This is a genomic window from Endozoicomonas acroporae (assembly GCF_002864045.1).
Taxonomy (GTDB): domain Bacteria; phylum Pseudomonadota; class Gammaproteobacteria; order Pseudomonadales; family Endozoicomonadaceae; genus Endozoicomonas; species Endozoicomonas acroporae.
The window spans coordinates 1-2,819 of record NZ_PJPV01000221.1 but is presented as its reverse complement, the minus strand read 5'-3'; the positions used below and the strand labels follow the sequence as shown (position 1 = coordinate 2,819).

The following is a 2,819-nucleotide window of genomic DNA, read 5'->3' as shown; positions in this document are numbered from 1 at the left end:
GGCCATAGCGAAACTGGTGGACAACGGGCTGGAGCGGACGCCAAAGCTCAAAGAAGTCGTGGCCAGGCTGTTACCCCATGTGAACGCACAGACAGCTAACTTTAACCCACAGGGTATTACCAACCTGCTGTGGGCCATGGCGAAACTGGTGGACAGCGGGCAGGAACGAACCCCGGAACTCAACGAGACCGTGGCCGCGCTGTTGCCACACGTGAACGTACAGAAAGACCAATTTAATGCCCAGGAAATCGCCAACCTGCTGTGGGCCATGGCGAAACTGGTGGACAACGGGCTGGAGTGGACCGCAAGGCTCAACCAGGCCGTGGCCGCACTGTTGCCCTGCGTGAACGCACAGAAAGACCAATTTATTCCTCAGCATATCGCCAACCTGCTGTGGGCCATGGCGAAACTGGTGGACAATGGGCTGGAACAGACACCAGAGCTCACACAGGCCATGACCGCGCTGTTACCCCACGTGAATACGCAGAGAGACCAATTTGTTCCTCAGCATATCGCCAACCTGCTGTGGGCCATGGCGAAACTGATAGACAGCAGGCAGGATTGGCTCCCGGGGCTCAACGAGGCTGTCGCCGCTCTGCTGCCCCGCGTGAACGTACAGAAAGACCAATTCAATGCCCAGGGTATCACCAACCTGCTATGGGCCATAACGAAACTGGTGGACAACGGGCTGGAGCAGACACCAGAGCTTAAAGCGGCTCTGGCCGCGCTGTTGGCCCACGTAAATGCACAGAAAGAACAATTTAATGCCCAGGGTATCGCCAACCTGTTGTGGGCCATGGCAAAACTGGGTGAGTTCGTTGAGCTGGCCGTGGTGACCTCTACCTTTGAATCTTTTGTCTACCGAATCAGTGGCAACCCTCAGCTCTCTGAGCAAGAGATATGGAAGTCTCTCTGGGGAGTCATGGTGTGCTGTGCCAGGCTGTATCTAGACTCCCATGCTAAAAATAACGTGCTTGAAAAGCACATGGGTGACCTGTTTACTCGCCTGAAAAATACTGCCCCGAATAATGAAGAGAATCAATGCACCATTGCCATGGCCGCCAGTTGGCTTGGCAGAGCGTGTCCGGTCGCCCCCCATTACCAGGCAATCATTTCAAAACCTCAAAGCGTCGTCCGAAATCAACTCCACTCATGCATACCATCATTGAAAATTGAAGAAGAAAAGAGTCTGAGTTCATTGCCTCCAGTGGACCTGCTACTGCCAGACCACAACATTGTGATTGAAGTTCAGGGACCGTTTCATTACGTGAGTGGTGATTTCAAAACCAGGAATGGGTCGACTCTGCTGAAAATCGCACTGCTGCAAAAAGCAGGATTTGAGGTCTTTGAAATCCCGACCAACACGCTTTGGAAACCGGGTTCAATAAAACGATGTGTTGATCAAATAAAGACCAGGATGGACATCCTGCCACAGGATCATGGCTGTGCATCGCTTAACACCGGGTGGCAATCCTCTGATCACCGTTACTTAACCGCCGAAGCACATTTAGAAAAGCAAACAGGTAAACCCAAAAAAAGAAAAAGGAAGAAAAAAAAGCCAATAACCGCTTAAATTTATAAAAATTTCAGCAAAATGAACTTATGAACTGCGCAGCAGTCTGCTTCTTATATTTTCATGAATTAATGAAATATAATTATGGACAGAAGCTCTGCTGGCATCAGTGATAAATACGCAAGATCGGATAATGATTATAACCAGCCGAATGATCATGCCGATTCTTCAAAGCGTGGTCGATATGGACATTGTTCAGTCAGACAGTGGCATAATCCCCCCCGCACAAACCCGGGGCGTAATGAATTTTACCGTTCTTCTGACGCATGCCCTTCTCAACATCTACAGTACCGTTCAGTAAACCCTGCTCAAGATTTTAATGCGCTCATCAAACCAGAAATAATGGATGATCTGGTGAATAAATCCTATCACTTCGGCCATCGTTATGATGGCAGAAATCACGGGCAATATGCCATTTCAATTAAAAAATACACGTTAGCTGCTGAAAGACCGTTAAACAGGACTGAACAAAGCCAGCTGATACATTTGCTGCAAAATTTTACCGCAACACCGAGTTGGAATTGGCGAAGCCTGACGGCAACACTTCATTCATTGACTTCAGCGGGCGTTTTTACCCCTCATAACCCCATGGATCAGAGCGTTAAGCTTACTCAAGCTGCCTTATTATCAACGTTACTTGATGCAATCATATTCAATTGCAACCAAAAACCTCAAGCCATGGATATTGAAGCCCGGGCAATTGCCAACCTGCTGTGGGCCATGGCGAAACTGGTGGACAACGGGCTGGAGCGGACACCAGAACTCAAAGAGGCCGTGGCCGCGCTGTTACCCCAGGTGAGCGCACATAAAGACCAATTTATTCCTCAGAATATCACCAACCTGCTGTGGGTCATGGCGAAACTGGTGGACAACTGGCGGGAGCGGACACCCGCGCTCAACGAGGCCATAGCCGCGCTGTTGCCCCGCGTGAACGCACAGAAAGACCAATTTAATGCCCAGAGTATCACCAACCTGCTGTGGGCCATGGCGAAACTGGTGGACAACGGGAAGGAGCGGACACCAGAGCTCAATGAGGCCGTGGCCGCGCTGTTGCCCCTCGTGAACGAACAGCAGGCTCACTTTAAACCACAGGGTATCGCCAACCTGCTATGGGCCATGACAAAACTGGTGGACAACGGACAGGAGTGGACACCCGCGCTCAACGAGGCCGTGGCCGCGCTGTTGCCCCACGTGAACGCACAGAAAGCAAACTTTAAACCACAGGGCATCGCCAACCTGCTGTGGG

Annotated in this window: 2 protein-coding genes; both read left to right on the top strand. The window is 50.8% G+C overall.

The window, feature by feature from the left end; genetic code table 11:
- A partial coding sequence (locus tag CX664_RS24265; protein WP_146000302.1) for a DUF1601 domain-containing protein occupies positions 1 to 1,573 on the top strand: 1,573 nt, incomplete at its 5' end.
- A gap of 84 nt (positions 1,574 to 1,657) precedes the next feature.
- On the top strand, positions 1,658 to 2,819 hold a 1,162-nt coding region (locus CX664_RS24260; protein WP_146000300.1), incomplete at its 3' end, for a DUF1601 domain-containing protein.